Raw genomic sequence first — 16,562 nt, 5'->3', positions numbered from 1 at the left:
GGGGCCGCTTCGGACGGGGACGGCGCCCGGTGCGGCCCCGGGGTCTTCGGTGGACCCCCGACGGCGAGCCCCCGAGGCCCTCCGATGCGGGGAGGCATCGGGCCTCGGGGGCGCCGTGGGGAGGTGGCTCGCCCGCCGCGGACGGCCGGAGGTCACGAGCCCCGGCCGCGGTGGCGAGCCACCGGGGATCAGCCCGCGAGGAGCTGGAGGGTGTCGATGACCCGGTTGGAGAAGCCCCACTCGTTGTCGTACCAGGCGACGACCTTGACGTGGCGGCCGTCGACCCGCGTCAGCTCCGCGTCGAAGATCGAGGAGTGCGGGTTGCCGACGATGTCGGCGGAGACCAGCGGGTCCTCCGAGTACTCCAGGACACCGGCCAGCGGGCCCTCGGCGGCGGTGCGGTAGGCCGCGAGGACCTCGTCGCGGGTGACGTCGCGGGCGACGGTGGTGTTGAGCTCGACGATGGAGCCGACCGGTACGGGGACGCGGATCGAGTCGCCGGAGAGCTTGCCGTCGAGGTTCGGGAGCACCAGGCCGATGGCCTTCGCGGCGCCCGTCGTCGTCGGGACGATGTTGACGCCGGCGGCGCGGGCACGGCGCGGGTCGCGGTGCGGGCCGTCCTGGAGGTTCTGCTCCTGGGTGTAGGCGTGCACGGTGGTCATGAAGCCGTGCTCGATGCCGGCGAGGTCGTCGAGGACGGCGGCCAGCGGGGCGAGCGCGTTGGTGGTGCAGGAGGCGTTCGACACGATGGTGTGGAGGTCGGCGTCGTACGCGTCGGTGTTGACACCGTAGGCGAGGGTGACGTCGGCGCCGTCGGAGGGGGCGCTGACGAGCACCTTCTTCGCGCCGGCGTCGAGGTGGGCGCGGGCGGCCTTGGCCGAGGTGAAGCGGCCGGTGGCCTCCAGGACGATGTCGACGCCGAGTTCGGCCCAGGGGAGCTGGGCGGGCTCGCGCTCGGCGGTCACCTGGATGCGGCGGCCGTCGACGACGAGGGTGTTGCCCTCGACGCTCACGGGGCGGCCGAGGCGGCCGGAGGTCGTGTCGAAGGCGAGCAGCCGCGCGAGCGTGGCGGGCTCCGTCAGGTCGTTGACGGCGACGATCTCCAGGGCGGTGTCGCGCTCCAGGAGGGCGCGGAGCACGTTGCGTCCGATGCGGCCGAATCCGTTGATGGCGATGCGAGTCATGAGCGGTGTCCCTTCCGTTTCGCCACCAAGGTTCGCGCGGCGCGGCGGCCCGGGACAGCGGCGCGATCGCCACGGTCCGCAAGGATCGCGCCAAGGGGTTGGCGTGATCCTTTGGGTCGGGCCCCGGCGGGCGTCCCGCCTCCGAGCTGGTGTTTCACTCGCCCCGGGCGAAGGTGCGCCGGTAGTCGCTGGGCGTGGTGCCGAGGATGCGCTGGAAGTGGAGGCGGAGGTTGGCGCCGGTGCCGAGGCCGACGTCGGCGGCGATCTGCTCGACGCCGCGCTCGGAGCGTTCGAGGAGTTCGCGGGCCATGTCGACGCGGGCGCGCATCACCCACTGCATGGGGGTGTAGCCGGTGTCCTCGACGAAGCGGCGCGAGAAGGTGCGCGGGGAGACGGCCGCGTGCCGGGCGAGCGCTTCGAGGGTGAGGGGCTCGTCGAGCCGGTGCAGCGCCCATTCGCGGGTGGCGGCGAACCGTTCGCCGAGCGGTTCCGGCACGCTGCGCGGCACGTACTGTGCCTGGCCGCCGCTGCGGTAGGGGGCGGCGACGAGGCGGCGGGCGGCATGGTTGGAGGCGGCCACGCCGAGGTCGCCGCGGAGGATGTGCAGGCACAGGTCGATGCCGGAGGCGGCGCCCGCGGAGGTGAGGACGCTGCCCTCGTCGACGAAGAGGACGTTCTCGTCGACGCGCACGCGCGGCCACTTCGCCGCGAGGGCCTGGGCGTAGTGCCAGTGGGTGGTGGCGCGCCGGCCGTCGAGGAGGCCGGTGGCGGCGAGCGCGAAGGCCCCGGTGGAGATGGCGGCGAGCCGCGCGCCGCGCGCGTGGGCGGCGATCAGCGCCTCGACGACGGCCTGCGGCGGGTCCTCGCGGTCGGGGAAGCGGTAGCCGGGCACGAAGACGATGTCGGCCCACCGCAGGGTGTCGAGACCGTGGGCCACCTGGTAGGAGAGGCCGTCCCCGCCGGCGACGGTGCCGGGGGCGGCGCCGCAGACGCGCACTTCGTACGGCATGCTCGCGCGGGTCGTGAAGACCTGGGCGGGGATCCCGACGTCGAGGGGCTTGGCGCCCTCCAGGACGAGGACGGCGACGCGGTGGAGACGGGACGGAACGGGCACGGCTCCGAGGGTACGCGGGCGGGGACGGGGTCGGCGGGGCAGGCGGGGGCGGCTCGGACGGGGTCGGCGGGACAGGCGCGGGCGGGCGCCCCGGAATGCGGCGGCCGGAGCCCCGGTCGTACCCACCTCGCGGAGGTGACCGGGCCCGGGGCGACCGGTCACCGGCCGCGCGGTCACGGTGCCGCGGGCGTGGGGGCGCGGCGGACGCGGCGGGCCGTGTCGCGGAGCCAGAGGGCGCTGCGCTTGGGCGTGCGGGTCTGCGTGGCGTAGTCGACGCGGACGAGCCCGAACCGCTGGGCGTAGCCGTAGCCCCATTCGAAGTTGTCGAGGAGGGACCAGGCGAAGTAGCCGCGTACGTCCGCTCCCTCCGTACGGGCGCGGGAGACGGCGGCGAGGTGGGCGGAGAGGTAGGCGGTGCGGGCGGTGTCGTCGACGAAGCCGCCGGCGTCGGGCCGGTCCTCGTAGGCGGCGCCGCTCTCGGTGACGACCATCGGCACGCCCGGGTAGTCGCGGGCGATCCGCAGGAGGAGGTCGGTGAGGTCGTGGGGCATCACCTCCCAGCCGAGGCCGGTGACGGGGAGGCCGCCGTGCGGCAGGTTGCGGGTGACGGGGAGGCCGTGGGCGTCGGTGGTGGCGCCGTGCTCGTCGGTCCCGGAGGACCGCATGGAGCGGTAGTAGTTGACGCCGAGGGTGTCGACGGGGGCGGCGATGGTCTCCAGGTCGCCGTCCCGCACCGGGATGGTGACGCCGTGGCGGGCGAGGTCCTCGACCAGGTCCCGCGGGTAGGAGCCGCGCAGGACCGGGTCGAGGTAGAAGCGGAAGCCGAAGGCGTCGGCGCGGCGGGCCGCCTCGCGGTCGGCCGGGCTGTCGGTGGCGGGCCCGCTGGTGCCGAGGAGGTGGGTGACGGCCAGGTCGAGGGGCCGGCGGGCGGCGGCGCGGAGTCGTCGGACGGCGAGGCCGTGCGCCAGGTGCAGGTGGTGGACGGCACGGACCCCGTCGGCGAGGGAGCGGCCGCCGGGTGCGTGCACGCCCTCGACGTGGCCGAGGACCGCGGAGCAGAAGGGCTCGTTGAGGGTGGTCCAGTGGGTGACGCGGTCGCCGAGGCGGTCGTGGACGAGTTCGGCGTAGTCGGCGAACCGGTGGGCGGTGTCGCGGGCGGGCCAGCCGCCGGCGTCCTGGAGTTCCTGGGGCAGGTCCCAGTGGTAGAGCGTCAGCCAGGGGGTGACGCCGTGGGCGAGGAGCGTGTCGACGAGCCGGTCGTAGAAGGCGAGGCCCGCGGGGTTGGCGGGGCCGCGGCCGCCGGGCTGGACGCGGGGCCAGGAGACGGAGAAGCGGTACGTGTCGAGGCCGAGCGCGGCGAGCAGGGCGACGTCCTCGGGCATCCGGTGGTAGTGGTCGCAGGCCACGTCCCCGGTGTCGCCGCCGACGACGGCTCCCGGGACGCGGCAGAAGGTGTCCCAGATGGAGGGGGTGCGGCCGTCCTCGGCGGCGGCGCCCTCGATCTGGTAGGCGGAGGTGGCGGCGCCGACGCGGAAGTCCGGGGGCAGGAGGTCGATGAGGGCGTCGTCGTCGAGGAATCGGTCGTCGGTGGCGATGCGGGCGTCGGGGATGCGGGCGTCGGGGATGCGGGCGTCGGCGGGCATGGGGAACTCCGGTCGGGGGCCGCACGGGGGCGGCCCGGCCGCCGCGACGGGCGTCCGGGCCGCCCCGTACGGGGTGGGCAGGGGTCAGGGCAGGAGGTGGTCGGCGTTCAGCACCGTGCCGCGCTCGGGGCGGTAGAGGTCGAAGCCCCGGGTGTCGCACTGGAGGCCGCCGACGATGCAGTGGTCGACGAGGGCCTTGAGGGTGCGCTCCTCCCAGGCGTTGAAGAAGTCGTAGTGGAAGGAGTAGCCGCGGCCGCTGGCCAGCCGGACCTGGCTCATGTCGCCGTTGACCGGCCACGCCATCTTGAACTCGATCATCGGCAGGGCGACCGGGTGGGAGGCCGGGCACATGTTGTCGTTGGTGCCGGGCTTGACCACCGGGTATGCCATGTGGCTCTTGTGGTCGGGCGTGTCGAGGTGCAGGCCGTTCCAGCAACTGGGCGCCTGCATGCGGAGGTTGAGCTGGACGTCGGGCCGGCTCGGGCAGCTCGCCGGGATGTCGGTGTTGAAGAAGCTGTCACCGCACTCCCAGCCCTCGACGAAGCCCTTGTGACTCCGGAACTCCTGCGCGGTCTGGGTCGGGCTGCCGACGACGAACCGCAGTCCCCTGGGGAAGGGCCGCACGCTCCGGTAGTCGGTCACGCCCGCCTTGTAGTAGATGACCTGCGGGCCCACGGGCAGGATCTTCTGGTCGCCCTTGTACAGCGAGGGCATCCAGTACGCGGAGGCGTCCGCGGGCGCCTTGCAGCTGGTGCGTCCTCCGTAGAGCGAGCCGGTGGTGCTGGCGGCGTTGGTGGAGGTGTTGCCCATGAACGTGTGGTCGTGGGACGCGCCGGACCGACCCGGGTAGACGATCGGGTCGTCCGGCGCGGTGTGGGTGACGGAGCAGCCGGCCTGGAACTCGTGGTGGTAGGCGGGCGGCGGGGTGGCCGTGGACGGGGTGACCCCGGTGACGGGCGGGTTCGCGGGGATGTAGCCGTCGCCGTCGGGGTCGTCGCCGGAGGGAAGGGCGGCGGCGCGTGCGGTGTGACCGGCGTGGGCGGCGACCGCGGTGCGACCGGCGTGGGCGGTGTGCGGGGCGGTGGCCGCCGGCGCGGCCCCGCGGGCGGTGGCGGCGGCGGTGACGGTGTCGACGGTGAGCGCGGAGGCGCCCAGGGCGGTGGCGAGCAGCAACGCGGACAGGGTCCGGCCGCGGATTCTCATGGTGGTCTCCTCGGGATCGGTTCGGGTCAGGCGTAGATGCCGAGTTCGTGGAGCGAGTAGCCCCAGCCCGTGCCGCGGGCGGTGAGGTGGAGCCGTACGTGGCGGGCGGTGGCGGTCGTCTCGACGGTGTCGACGTCGCCGTCGCCGTTCGTGGTGGTGTGGACGGTCCGCCAGGTCGTGCCGTCGTCGGAGACCTGGACCTCGTAGGCGCGGGCGTAGGCCGGGTCCCAGACGAGCTGGACCGTACGGATGGGCTTGGCCGAGCCGAGGTCGACCCGGATCCACTGAGGGTCGCTCCAGTCGCTGGCCCAGCGGGTGGCGGGGTTGCCGTCGGTGGCCCGCTCGGGCGGGCAGGGACAGTCGCCGTAGGAGGCCTGGGCGGAGGAGGCGGTGGTGGGCCTGTTCAGGGCGAGGTTGGTGCCGCTGACGGGCGGGGCGACGACCTTGACGGACTTGGTCTCGATGCCGGCGTTGCCGCGGCCGTCCTCGGCCTGGACGTAGACCTTCCAGACGCCGAGCTTCTCGGGCGCGGTGACGGCGAAGGTGCCGTTGCCGAGGGAGCGCCACCGCGCGTCGACGAGGCGCTTGTCGCCGCTGGCGTAGTTGCCGCTGAGGTAGATCCTGGGGGTGATCGGGTCGCCGTCGGGGTCCCGGATGTCGGCGCGGACCGTGAACTCCCGGCCGGCCGGCGCCGCGGTGGGCGTGCCGACGGTCATGTTCGTGATGACGGGCGGGGTGTTGTCGCCCGCGGTGCTGCCCGTGTAGGCCTTCTTGACGGCGTAGTACGACAGCCGCTTCAGGCCGTCGGGCAGGAGGTTGAACCAGACGCCGCCGAAGTCGTGTTCGAGGCCGTAGTGGAAGAGGGTGGCGCCGAGGGCGACGCCCTGGTGGGCGGTGACGCAGTTCCAGCCCGTGGTGTAGCCGTCGGCCTTCTGGACGTCGGTCGGCTCGTCGGGGACGCCGTTGACGTCGTCGGGGACCTCCCACTCGCCGGCGGGGCCGCCCTCGGTGATGAGGTACGGCTTGTCGTACCCGCCGTCGATCCAGTCCTGGCGCACCTTGCAGAGGTTGCCGTAGGAGTTCATCGAGTACAGGTCGAGGTCGGGGGCGTTGCGCTTGTAGTAGGGCCAGGCGCCGGTCCACGCGTCCGTGGAGGTCACGGGGTGGTCGGGGTCGATGGAGTGGATCTTCTTGGCGACGTCGTTGACGAAGGTCGTGTACGCGTTGCGCTGGGCCTCCAGCTCGGCGCCGCCGTAACAGTTCTGCAGGCCGAGGACGGACTCGTTGCCGACGTTCCACATGAGCGTGGCGGGGTGGGACTTGTAGGTGTCGACCCATGTGGCGAACTCGGTGAGCGCGGTGTTCTTGTAGGTCGTGTCGGTGACGTAGTTGACGCACCCGCCGGAACCGGGGCCGCCGCCGGGCTGGAGCCAGAAGCCGTTGACGACCTTGAGTCCCTGGGCGGCCGCGGCGTCGAGCAGGGGCTTGCTGGAGGCGTCCGTGCCCCAGGTGCGGACGGTGTTGACGCCCATGGACCTCAGGTCCGGCATGTAGCGGGGGGCGTCGGCCATCGCGGGCCCCCAGGTGAGTCCCTTGACCGTGTACGGCTGTCCGCCGACGGTCAGCCGCCAGTTGCCCTGCGAGCCGGTCACCCTGACCGCGCCGCCGGGCGGAGGAGTGGTTCCGCCGTCGGTGCCGTAGACCTGGAACTCCCACAGGGAGTAGCCGTATCCGGTGGCGCGGCTGAGGCCCTGCATGCGGACGTAGCGGCCCGAGCCGGAGACGGCGAGGTCGTCCGTGCCGCCGTCGCCGGCCGTCACGGTCTTCAGGGTGCGCCAGTCGGTGCCGTTGTCGGACGCCTGGATCTCGTAGCTCTTGCCGTAGGCGCCCTCCCAGGTGAGGACGGTTCGGGTGAGGTCCTTGCGTGCGCCGAGGTCGACCTGGAACCACTGGGCGTCCGTCCACTGGCTCGCCCAGCGGGTGCCGGTCAGGTTGCCGTCGACCGCGGCGGACGCGGCGTAGCCGGCGCCTTCGGTGGAGGAGGCGGTGGCGGTCTTCCCCTGGGAGAGGAGGATCTCGGCGGCGGTGGCCGGGGTCGCGGACAGCACGGTGGCGGAGGTGGCGAGCAGGACGCCGAGGGACACGAGCGAGGCCGTGGTGCGGGCCTTCCTTCGTGGGGTCGGGGCGGTGGTCATGAAGGCTCCTTGACCGGGAGGGGGAGGGGAGAACGCCTTCCGGGCGGCGCGGCGGGGTGACGGAGCGCCGCCCGGAAGGGGTCGGGGGGCCGGGGCGCGCCCTTCGGGGCGCGTCCCGGCGGGACGGTCAGGGGAAGGAGACGACGGTGGAGGGCACGGTGGAGGTGCCGGCGGGGATGGTGGACGCCCCGGTGTCGTTGATGACGTGGTTGTAGTGGCCCATGCCGCCGAGGGACACCACGAGGAGGCTGTGGAACTTCACCCCCGGCTTGACGGGCGCCTTGAAGCCGTGGTCCTGGACGATGGTCGGGTCCACGTTGTAGTTGCAGTAGCTGCCCAGGCCCCACGCCTCGTGGGTGTTCACGGAGTCGTCGACGCGGTAGGCGGCGTAGCCCTTGGTGGTGCCGTTCTGGATGGCGGCCTGGTTGGGCGCGTCGTAGGCCTTCTCGTTCTGGTAGAAGATCGTGCGGCCGCGCTCGCCGTACCACTCGACGTCGTACTTGTTGAAGTGCTCGACGAAGAGGCCGGTGGCGAGGACGTCGTCGCCGTTGACGCGGACGCCGTAGTCGGCGCGGTTGGTCTCCCAGCCCCAGCCGTCGCCGTGGTCGGCGCGCCACACCCAGGTGTGGTCGATGATGGCGTCGTCGCTGTTCACGACCATGCTGGTGGTGGCCTTGCCGACGTGGGCGCCGCCGATGCGGATGTACACGTCCTGCACGGTGGTGGGGTTGGCGGCGTGGTCGGCGGCGGCGCCCTGCGGGCCGATCTCCAGCAGCGTCGGGGAGTTGACCGGGCCCGCGTCGATGAGGAAGCCGGCGAGCCGGACGCCGTCGACGTCGGCGACGCGCATCGCGGTGACGCCGTTGTCGGGGACGATCGTGGCGAGGCCGAGGCCGAGCACGATGGTGTTCGCCCGGTTCACGTTGATGGTCTGGTCGACGTGGTAGACGCCCGGGGTGAACAGCAGGTGCAGGCCCTGGGCGAGCGCCTGGTTGATGGTGGCGGCGGTGGCGCCCGGCTTGACCACGTAGAACTGGCTGAGCGGGACGGACTCGCCCTGCGGGGTGCCGTTGGCCCAGGTGGTGCCGCGGGCGTTCACGCGCTTGGCGGGCGCGAAGACCTTGTACTCCGAGCCGTCGAGGTAGAGGTAGGGCTTCTCGCGGGAGATCGGCGTGGTGGCGAGCGTGGTGTAGCGCGGCTCGGGGAAGGAGGTCGCGGGCGCGCCCTCGGTGCCGGAGAAGGTCTGGTTCCAGACGCTGTTGGACCAGCCGCCGATCGAGCTGTCGCGGGTGTACCACTGCTGCTGCGAGTAGTTGCCGACCTGGCCGTCGATCTTGGAGTCGGCGATGTAACCGCCGGAGGCCCAGCCGTAGCCGTTCGGCGACAGGTTGAGGCCGCCCTTGACGTGCATGCGGCGGAAGGAGGACGCCTGCGAGACCGCCCACCGGTTGGTTCCGTTGACCGGGTTGAGGGTCAGGCCCTCGGCGCCGCGCCAGAAGTTCTGGGTGGCGTTGCCGTTGAACCAGCCCGCGTCGACGGTCACGTCGCCGTTGATGGTGGTGTCGCCGGGGCGGAGCCCGAGACCGGCGATCTGGGTGTAGAAGCCGATCTGCGCGTTCAGGTTGTTGTACGTGCCGGGCTTGAAGAGGAAGGCGTGCCGGCCGGAGCCGAACTGGGCCGACTCCTGCTCCTGGAAGACCTGGTCCAGCTTGCCCTGGATGTTCGGGGTCGAGGGATCGATGACGTGCACGTTGGGGCCGAGGTCGCCGCCGCCCGGCAGCTGCGGGCCGGTGCCGTCGGTGGAGCCGTAGACCTGGAACTCCCAGAGGGAGTAGCCGTATCCGGTGCCGCGGGTGAGGCCGTTCATCCGGACGTAGCGGCCGGAGCCGGAGAGGGTGACCTCGTCGGTGCCGCCGTCGCCGGCGGTGACGGTGGTGACGGTCCGCCAGTCGGTGCCGTTGTCGGAGGCCTGGATCTGGTAGCTCTTGCCGTAGGCGGCCTCCCAGGTCAGGACGGCGCTGCTGAGGGTGGCGCGGCTGCCGAGGTCGACCTGGAGCCACTGGGGGTCGCTCCACTGGCTGGCCCAGCGGGTGCCGGTGAGGTTTCCGTCGACGGCGGCTGCGGCGGAGAAGACGGCGCCTTCGACGGAGGAGGCGGTTGCGGTCCTGCCCTGGGAGAGCAGGGTGGGGGCGGCCTGGGCCGTCGTGGCGGGGACGACGGCGAGGAGGCCGCCGGCGAGCGCGGCGACGAGCGTGCCGACGGTGGTCCGCCGGACTGCTGGGGCGGGGCGCCGGAAGGCCGGCGGGGACCCGACGGAAGACATGGGGGCTCCTGGGGATACGGGGCGGAAACATGGGAGAGCGCTCTCCCGAAACCTTGCCCGGCACGGGAGTTGACGGTCAAGGCACGTGACACGACTTTTCTTTTGTCTTTCATTAAGTGTCGATACCAACGGTCGCAAGCCGGCGCTCGACGCCGCCGAGAAGGTGGCCGGAGCGCCCCGCCCACCCGACACGCCCTTTCCGCGGGCCCGTTAAGGTGCACGGGTGGGGAATCGAGCGCCGACTCTGGAGGACGTCGCACGTGAGGCGGGGGTGTCCCGCGCGACCGTGTCGCGCGTCGTCAACGGCGTGCGGAACGTGGCGCCCCACCTGCAGGACGCGGTGCGCGGCGCGATCGCCCGGATCGGCTACACGCCCAACCAGGCGGCCCGTTCCCTGGTGACGCGCCGGACGGGCACCGTCGCCCTGGTGCTCTCCGCGACGGACACCGCCTTCGGCGCCAGGATCTTCAGCGACCCCTTCTTCGGGCGCGTGGTGGACGGCGTCCTGCCCGAGCTGCGCGCGCACGCCGTCCAGCCGGTGCTGCTGGTCGCCGAGTCCGAGCAGGCCAGGTCCCAACTCGTGGAGTACGTAGGGCAGGGAGGCGCCGACGGTGCCCTGGTGGTGTCCCTCGACGCGGACGACCCGCTGCCGGCGATGCTGGTGGCAGCGGGTCTCCCCACGGTGCTGTTCGGCCGGCCGCGTCGTGGCGAGGGGGGACGGGACGCGGCGACGCACGACGCCTCGCGGTGCGACGCGGTCGACCTCGACAACGCGGCGGGCGCCCGGCTCGCCGCCGCGCACCTGTGGGCCACCGGACGCCGCCGGCCGGCCACGATCGCGGCGCCCCTGACCGCGCCGACGGCCCGGGAACGCCTCGACGGCTTCGTGGAGTTCTTCACCGCTCGCGGCGTGGCCGCCGTCCCGGTCGTCCGGGGACGGTTCACGGCGGAGAGCGGCCGGGAGGCGATGGAGCGGCTCCTGAGGGAACAGCCGGGCACCGACGCCGTGTTCGCCGCCAACGACCTGATGGCGCGGGGCGCCTGCCAGTACCTCCGGGAGCGGGGGATCGCCGTCCCGGAGGACGTGGCGGTCGTCGGCTTCGACGACTCCGAGGCCGCGCACCGCTGCCGGCCGCCGCTCACGACCGTACGGCAGCCGGTGGAGGCGATGGCCGCCGGGATGGCGCGTCTGCTCGCCGAGCGGCTCGCCGGCGGACTGCCGCCCGAACCGTGCACGAGGGTCTTCGAGCCGGTGCTCGTGCCGCGCGGCTCCGCCTGATCACGGTCGGGCAGCCCCGCACGGCACCTCGGGCGACGGGCGGCGACCGCACCCCGCGCGGGGCGAGCCGTCCCAGGGAGCGAGCCGTCCCCGGGAGGGGGAGCCGTCCCCGGGAGGGGGAGCCGTGGCCGGGAGGGCGAGCCGTGCTCCAGGAGGGGGAGCCGTCCCCGTTCCCCCGTCCCCGCTCCCCCGTCCGCGCCCCCTCCCCGCCGGTCACCGGGTCAGCGGTGCTCCGCCCGGTGTGCGCGGATGATGTCCGCGTAGCGGCGGCCGCTCGTCTTCACCGTCCGGCGCTGCGTCGCGTAGTCGACGTGGACGAGCCCGAACCGCTTGTCGTACCCGTAGGCCCACTCGAAGTTGTCCAGCAGGGACCACGCGTAGTACCCGGCCAGCGGGGCGCCCTTGCGGACGGCGCGGGCGCAGGCCGCGAGGTGCTCCTCCAGGTAGCCGGCGCGGTCCGGGTCGTGGACGGAGCCGTCGGGGCCGACCGTGTCGGGGAACGCGGAGCCGTTCTCCGTCACGTACAGCTTCCGCACGCCGTACTCCTCGGTGAGGCGGAGCAGGAAGGCCTCCAGGCCGCCGCCGTCGATCTGCCAGTCCATCCCGGTGCGGGGCACGTCGGGGAGGCGGACCTCGCGGGCGTACGGGGCGGGGCCCGTCGGGTCGTCGGCGACGGTGACGGGGAAGTAGTAGTTGAGGCCGTGCCAGTCCAGCGGGGCGGCGATCAGGTCCATGTCCCCCGGGCGCTCGGGGAGTTCGACCCCGTACAGCTCTCGCATGTCCTCGGGGAAGCCGCGGCCGTAGACCGGGTCGAGCCACCACCGGTTGGAGTGGCCGTCGGCGCGGGTGGCGGCGGCGACGTCCTCGGGGCGGGTGGAGGCGGGCGCGACGGTGGAGTGGTTGGTGACGAGGCCGATCCGCGCGCCGGGGGCGGCGGCGCGGACCGCCGCCGTGGCGAGGCCGTGGCCGAGGAGCAGGTGGTACGAGGCGCGCACCGCGGCCGTCAGGTCGGTCAGGCCCGGGGCCATCCGGCCCTCCAGGTGTCCGATCCACGCCGAGCAGAGCGGCTCGTTGAGGGTGGCCCACTGGGTGACGCGGTCGCCGAGGCGGCCGGCGACGACGGAGGCGTACGCGGCGAGGTGCTCGGCGGTCTCGCGGGAGGTCCAGCCGCCGCGGTCCTGGAGCGCCTGGGGCAGGTCCCAGTGGTAGAGGGTGACGGAGGGGGTGATGCCGGCGTCGAGCAGGCCGTCGACGAGCCGGTCGTAGAAGTCGAGTCCCGCGGCGTTGACGGGTCCGTCGCCGCCGGGGACGACGCGGGGCCAGGCGACGGACATCCGGTAGGCGTCGGTGCCCAGCTCCTTCATGAGGGCGATGTCCTCGGGCCAGCGGTGGTAGTGGTCGCAGGCGGTGTCGCCGTGGTCGTCGTTGTCGATCTTCCCGGCGGTGTGGGAGAAGGTGTCCCAGATGGAGGGGGCGCGGCCGTCCTCGGCGACGGCTCCCTCGATCTGGTACGCGGAGGTGGCCGTACCCCAGGTGAAGTCCGGCCCGAAGGCCGCGAGGTCGATCGTGCGGGGGTCGGTGGATGCGGACACGGGGAACCTCTTCGTGACGGGCCGGAGGTCGGCGGAGGGGGCGGGGAAAGCGGAGGAGACGGGGGGAGCGGAGGGGGCGGGGGCGGGGGAAGCGGAGGAGGCGGGGGAAGCGGGGGACGGGCGGGGCGCGTCACTTGACGGCGCCCGCGGTGAGGCCGGCGACAAGGTAGCGCTGGAGGAAGAGGAACCCGGCGACGACGGGGACGCTCACCACCAGGGACGCGGCCATGACCTGGTTCCAGTAGACGTCGTTCTGGGTGGCGTACCCCTGGAGTCCGACGGCGAGGGTGCGGGTCGTGTCGTTGGTCATGACGGATGCGAAGAGCACCTCGCCCCAGGCGGTCATGAACGCGTACACGGCGACGGCGACGATGCCGGGGACGGCGGCGGGCACGATCACCCGGAAGAGGGCGGCGACCGGGCCGCATCCGTCGACCTTCGCGGCCTCGTCGAGCTCGCGCGGGATCGAGTCGAAGTAGCCAGTCAGCATCCAGATGGAGAAGGGCAGCGAGAAGGTCAGATAGGTGAGGATCAGCCCTTCGCGGGAGCCAAAAAGGGCGAGGCCCGTGGCGTTGCCGATGTTGACGTAGATGAGGAAGAGCGGCAGCAGGAAGAGGATGCCGGGGAACATCTGCGTCGACAGGACGGTGACGGTGAAGACCCGCTTGCCGCGGAAGTCGTAGCGGCTGACGCCGTAGGCGGCGAAGATCGCCACGGTCACGGAGAAGACGGTGGCGGCGCCCGCGACGGCGAGGGAGTTCAGGAAGTAGTCGGCGAGCGGGACGGTGTCCCAGATGTCGACGTACGGGCGCAGGGTGAGCCCGGAGGGGAACCACTGGAACGTGCCCGAGACGTCCGCGAGCGGCTTCAGGGAGCTGGAGACCATGACGTACACCGGCAGCAGGACGAAGCCGGTGAGGAGGGTCAGGAAGATCCGCCGGGTCCAGAGGAAGGAGCGGGGCGCGGCCATCGGCGAGCGGGCGGGTCCCGGCCGTCGCGGGGCCGGGGCGCCGGGCATGGCGGGCGTGGCGGCCGGGGCGGTCCCGGGCCGGGCGGGTTCAGACATCGGAGGTCTTCCTTCCCCTGGTGGTGAGCAGGAGGTAGACGCCCGTGACGAGGAGGAGGAAGAGCAGGAGCAGCACGGACATGGCCGAGCCGGTGCCGAAGTTCCACGTCTGGAAGGACGACTGGTAGATGTGGAGCGAGATCAGGTCCGCCGCTTCGGGCGCCGCCTTGCCGAAGAGCACGAAGGGCGTGTTGAAGTCGTTGAACGTCCACAGGAACAGGACGAGCACGAGGACCTGGTTGACCGGGCGCAGGGACGGCAGGGTGATGTGGCGGATCTGCTGCCAGACCCCGGCGCCGTCGAGGGCGGCCGCTTCGTACATGTCCCGGGGGATGTTCTGCAGTCCGGCCATGACGGTCAGGAAGGCGAAGGGCCAGCCCTTCCAGACGGAGACGACCAGCAGGGCCCAGAAGCTGTTGTCGCCGATCAGCCAGAAGGCGGGGCTGTCGCCGATGCCGAGCTGGTCGTGGAGGACGTGGTTGATGAGGCCGTTGTCCCGCTGGAACATGAACGCCCAGGTGATGACGGCGGCGTAGACCGGCAGGGCGTACGGGACGAGGAAGAGGGTGCGCAGGACGCCGCGGCCGCGGAAGTTCTCCTGGAGGAAGACTGCCGCGGCGGTGCCGAGGAGCCAGCAGATGCCGACGGAGAGGACGGTGAACTGGCAGGTGGTGAGGAAGGACTTCAGGAGCGCCTGCCCGACCGGGGCGTCGAAGTCGACGGAGACGGTGTAGTTGTCGAGGCCGGCCCAGGGGGCGGCCGCCCAGTCGCGGATGAAGAACTGGGTGAGCTCCTTGAAGCTCATGCCGAGGCCCATGAGCATCGGGACGAGGTGGACGAGGAGTTCGAGGAGGAGCGCGGGCAGGAGCAGCAGGTACGGCAGTGCGGTGCGGCGGCGCCCGGAGCGGCGCGGGGCGGGCGCCTCTCCGGGTGCGGCCTTGCGCGCCGCCCGTTCACTGCGCTGAGTGACGGCGGTCTGGGTCATGGGAGGCGTGGCCTACTTCTTCGGCATCTGCTGCTGGGCCTTGTCGAGCTTGGCCCGTACGGACTCGGTGGTGACGGCCCGGCCGGCGGCGGCGTCGGCGAACAGCTCCTTCACCGCGGTGCCGACGACGGTCTCGAACTGGGACTCCTCGGGGACCTGCGGCAGGGCGGCGGCGCTGGTGGCGAGCGTGTCGCGGATGACGGCGAGCGAGGGGGTGCTGAAGGCGGGGTCCTGCTGGGCGCTCTTGACCGGGGGGACGGAGCCGTACGCCTTGTTGAGGAGGACCTGCTCCTCGTCGCCGGTCATGAACTTCACGAACTTCAGCGCGCCGTCCAGGTTCTTGCTGTTCTTGAAGACGGCCATGTTGATGCCGGCGACCATGGAGTTGGTTTGGGTCCCCTGCCCGGGGGTGCCGGAGGGGACGGGCGCGGGGGCGACGCCCCACTCGTCCTCGCTCATGCCCTGGGCGGCGAAGGTCTGCGCGGGGGTCTGCCAGAGCACCATGCCGGTGCGGTCCTTGGCGAAGTCGCTGAGGGACTGGTTCTGGGCGTACTCGGCGTTGCCGGGCGCGACGATCTTGGCGGAGGCCATGAGGTCGACGTACTGCTTGACGGCGGCCACGGCACCGTCGGAGGTGAAGTCGGCCTTGCCGTCGGCGGTGAAGAAGTCGGCGCCGTGCTGCTTGCCGAGGACGAAGACCTGGTGGATGTTGTTGGAGAGGTTGGCGCCCTCGACGCCGATGCCCCACTTCCCGTCCTTGCTGAGCTTCTTGCCGGTGGCGACCAGCTCGTCCCAGGTCGTCGGCGGCTTGGCTATGCCGGCGTCCTTGAACATCTTCTTGTTGTAGTAGAGCGCGTAGGCCATGGAGTAGAGCGGGACCGCGGCCGGGTCCTGGCCGGGGGCGCCCGTGGAGCCGAGGGCGGAGTCGACGAAGCGGTCCTTGCCGCCGATGGCGGCGAGGTTCTTCGCGTCCCAGGGGAGCAGGGCTCCGGTGGACTGGAGCGAGGCGCTCCAGGTGTTGCCGATGTTGAGGACGTCGGGGCCCTGGCCGGAGGTGGTGGCGGTCAGGATCCGGTTGAGCAGGTCGGACCAGGGGATGACCTCCAGCTTGACCTTGATCCCGGTCTCCTTCTCGAACCGGTCGAGCTCCGGCTGGAGGACCTTCTTGTCGACCTCCAGGCTGGAGCCCTGGTTGGAGGCCCAGTAGGTGAGGGTCTTCGGCTGCGACTGGCCGCCGCCCTCTCCCCCGCCGCAGGCGGTGGCGGTGAGGACGAGGGAGAGGGTGACGGCACCGGTGACGGCGGCTCTGATTCTGCGCATGGCTCCAGGACCCTTCGAGGGATGACGGGAGGGCCGACGCGGTGGGCGGGCCCGGCCGCCCCCGCGCTCGTCGGCTTAATTTAGGATGTGAGTTAAACCGCATGAGAAGGTCGCGTCAAGGCCTGGGATACGGGTATGTTGCACCGGACGACTTCAGAGACGGGGGCCCCAGTGAACGCGAGAAGTGGCCGTACGGTGCGTGACCTGCGGCGCGAGAACCGCACCGCCGTACTGCGCAGGCTGTACTTCGACGGGCCGATGAGCCGCCTCATGCTGGGACCCGCGACGGGGCTGAGTTCGGGATCGGTCAGCAACGTGGTGGCCGAACTCGTCGCCGAGGGCCTCGTCGAGGAGGCCGGCAGCGTCGACTCCGCGGGAGGCCGGCCCCGTACGCTGCTGCGGATCAGCCCCGGCAGCGGCTGCATGATCGGCGTCGACGTCGGCGAGACCCGGGTCAGGGTCGAGCTCTTCGACCTCACCCTCACCGAACTCGCCCGTACGGAAAGGGCGTTGCCCAGCTCGGGTCCGCGGACCGCCCGTTACGACGTGGACCTGGTGCTCCGGCACGTACGGGAGGGGATCGCGGAGGTCCTGCGGACCGCGGACGTCCCCGCCGAACGCCTCCTCGGCATCGGCGTCGGCGTCCCCGGCATCGTCG

Annotated in this window: 11 protein-coding genes and 1 pseudogene; 2 read left to right on the top strand and 10 right to left on the bottom strand. The window is 72.4% G+C overall.

Annotated features, from left to right (window positions below; all coding sequences use genetic code 11):
- Positions 1–188: 188 nt before the first annotated feature.
- The 6 genes from gap to ACWDVG_RS23450 all read right to left on the bottom strand — a co-directional run bounded on the left by gap (position 189) and on the right by ACWDVG_RS23450 (position 9,662).
- The gene (gene gap / locus ACWDVG_RS23475) at positions 189–1,184 is read right to left on the bottom strand and encodes a type I glyceraldehyde-3-phosphate dehydrogenase (RefSeq protein ID WP_451701454.1); all 996 of its coding nucleotides are present in this window, start codon (positions 1,182–1,184) and stop codon (positions 189–191) included.
- Positions 1,185–1,338: 154 nt separating this feature from the next.
- Positions 1,339–2,298 (bottom strand): GlxA family transcriptional regulator, encoded by a 960-nt coding sequence (locus tag ACWDVG_RS23470; RefSeq protein ID WP_451701452.1) that lies wholly within the window; start codon positions 2,296–2,298, stop codon positions 1,339–1,341.
- Positions 2,299–2,471: 173 nt separating this feature from the next.
- Positions 2,472–3,941 (bottom strand): GH1 family beta-glucosidase, encoded by a 1,470-nt coding sequence (locus ACWDVG_RS23465; RefSeq protein WP_451701450.1) that lies wholly within the window; start codon positions 3,939–3,941, stop codon positions 2,472–2,474.
- A gap of 84 nt (positions 3,942–4,025) precedes the next feature.
- Entirely contained in the window at positions 4,026–5,144 is a 1,119-nt protein-coding gene (locus ACWDVG_RS23460; protein ID WP_451701448.1) for a DUF1996 domain-containing protein, read from the bottom strand.
- A gap of 26 nt (positions 5,145–5,170) precedes the next feature.
- On the bottom strand, positions 5,171–7,339 hold the full coding sequence (locus tag ACWDVG_RS23455; protein WP_451701446.1) for a discoidin domain-containing protein: 2,169 nt from the start codon (positions 7,337–7,339) through the stop codon (positions 5,171–5,173).
- A gap of 127 nt (positions 7,340–7,466) precedes the next feature.
- Positions 7,467–9,662, bottom strand: coding sequence for a galactose-binding domain-containing protein (locus tag ACWDVG_RS23450; RefSeq protein WP_451701444.1), 2,196 nt, complete (start codon positions 9,660–9,662; stop codon positions 7,467–7,469).
- Between the two features lie 223 nt (positions 9,663–9,885).
- On the opposite strand from ACWDVG_RS23450, the gene ACWDVG_RS23445 reads away from it, so the two are divergent.
- Positions 9,886–10,941 carry a LacI family DNA-binding transcriptional regulator gene (locus ACWDVG_RS23445; RefSeq protein ID WP_451701441.1) on the top strand — a complete coding sequence of 352 codons (1,056 nt, stop codon included), beginning with the start codon at positions 9,886–9,888 and terminating at the stop codon, positions 10,939–10,941.
- A gap of 221 nt (positions 10,942–11,162) precedes the next feature.
- Here ACWDVG_RS23445 and ACWDVG_RS23440 read toward each other — a convergent pair whose 3' ends face one another.
- From ACWDVG_RS23440 to ACWDVG_RS23425, 4 genes are all read right to left on the bottom strand, one after another.
- Positions 11,163–12,533 (bottom strand): GH1 family beta-glucosidase, encoded by a 1,371-nt coding sequence (locus tag ACWDVG_RS23440; RefSeq protein ID WP_451701439.1) that lies wholly within the window; start codon positions 12,531–12,533, stop codon positions 11,163–11,165.
- A gap of 130 nt (positions 12,534–12,663) precedes the next feature.
- Entirely contained in the window at positions 12,664–13,503 is an 840-nt protein-coding gene (locus tag ACWDVG_RS23435; protein WP_451701539.1) for a carbohydrate ABC transporter permease, read from the bottom strand.
- An 88-nt stretch (positions 13,504–13,591) separates the two neighbouring features.
- Positions 13,592–14,584 carry a carbohydrate ABC transporter permease gene (locus ACWDVG_RS23430; protein ID WP_451701437.1) on the bottom strand — a complete coding sequence of 331 codons (993 nt, stop codon included), beginning with the start codon at positions 14,582–14,584 and terminating at the stop codon, positions 13,592–13,594.
- A gap of 12 nt (positions 14,585–14,596) precedes the next feature.
- Positions 14,597–15,904 carry an extracellular solute-binding protein gene (locus tag ACWDVG_RS23425; RefSeq protein ID WP_451701435.1) on the bottom strand — a complete coding sequence of 436 codons (1,308 nt, stop codon included), beginning with the start codon at positions 15,902–15,904 and terminating at the stop codon, positions 14,597–14,599.
- Between the two features lie 171 nt (positions 15,905–16,075).
- Between ACWDVG_RS23425 and ACWDVG_RS23420 the strand changes: the two are divergent.
- Positions 16,076–16,562, top strand: a pseudogene (locus ACWDVG_RS23420) (sugar kinase); the annotation flags it as partial.

The organism is Streptomyces sp. NPDC003327, assembly GCF_053589515.1.
The sequence above is the reverse complement of the archived record's forward strand: the minus strand, read 5'-3'. Positions and strand labels throughout refer to the sequence as shown.

Coding starts and splice junctions, on each gene's coding strand:
- gap (WP_451701454.1), bottom strand. CDS start 1,184: ATGACTCGCATCGCCATCAACGGATTCGGCCGCATCGGACGCAACGTG.
- ACWDVG_RS23430 (WP_451701437.1), bottom strand. CDS start 14,584: ATGACCCAGACCGCCGTCACTCAGCGCAGTGAACGGGCGGCGCGCAAG.
- ACWDVG_RS23435 (WP_451701539.1), bottom strand. CDS start 13,503: ATGGCCGCGCCCCGCTCCTTCCTCTGGACCCGGCGGATCTTCCTGACC.
- ACWDVG_RS23465 (WP_451701450.1), bottom strand. CDS start 3,941: ATGCCCGCCGACGCCCGCATCCCCGACGCCCGCATCCCCGACGCCCGC.
- ACWDVG_RS23460 (WP_451701448.1), bottom strand. CDS start 5,144: ATGAGAATCCGCGGCCGGACCCTGTCCGCGTTGCTGCTCGCCACCGCC.
- ACWDVG_RS23425 (WP_451701435.1), bottom strand. CDS start 15,904: ATGCGCAGAATCAGAGCCGCCGTCACCGGTGCCGTCACCCTCTCCCTC.
- ACWDVG_RS23455 (WP_451701446.1), bottom strand. CDS start 7,339: ATGACCACCGCCCCGACCCCACGAAGGAAGGCCCGCACCACGGCCTCG.
- ACWDVG_RS23450 (WP_451701444.1), bottom strand. CDS start 9,662: ATGTCTTCCGTCGGGTCCCCGCCGGCCTTCCGGCGCCCCGCCCCAGCA.